The organism is Hanstruepera flava (genome assembly GCF_023634025.1).
GTDB classification, from domain to species: Bacteria; Bacteroidota; Bacteroidia; order Flavobacteriales; family Flavobacteriaceae; genus Hanstruepera; species Hanstruepera flava.
On the sequence record NZ_JALJCW010000023.1, the window covers coordinates 1 to 526 of the forward strand.

Sequence of the window (526 nt, forward strand, 5' to 3'; positions counted from 1 at the left end):
GATGCCTGTGGCAACCAAGCCGAGGCAGTAAGTGTAACATACACTTGGACAGTAGATACCGAAGCACCAGTAATCACATCAGACTCACAGAGCGGTGATTTAGGTTGTAACCCAGAGATTGTACCACCAATGTTCAAGGTGGACGATAATTGCATGGACGGAGACATGGAGCTAGAAGGCGAGACCGAAGGTCCAGTAGCAGATGGTTGTGCATATACCCAAACATGGACAGCAAACTATACAGATGCCTGCGGTAATGTGGCTGAAGCATTGAGCATTACCTATACTTGGATAATGGATGCCGAGGCACCAGTGATCACAACCGATGCAGAGAGTGGAGACTTGGGCTGTAACCCAGAGGTTATGGAGCCAATGTTCACAGCGACAGACAACTGTGAAGTAGGCGACCCAATAGTAACAACAGAAGGACCAAGTAATGATGGTTGTGCATACACCCAGACATGGACAGCAAACGTATCGGATGCCTGTGGCAACCAAGCCGAGGCAGTAAGTGTAACATACACTT

At 48.5% G+C, this 526-nt stretch carries 1 protein-coding gene; it reads left to right on the plus strand.

Annotated features, from left to right (window positions below):
* The coding region (locus tag MTX13_RS14380; RefSeq protein WP_250437438.1) for a hypothetical protein at positions 1 to 526 on the plus strand (526 nt) is incomplete at both ends.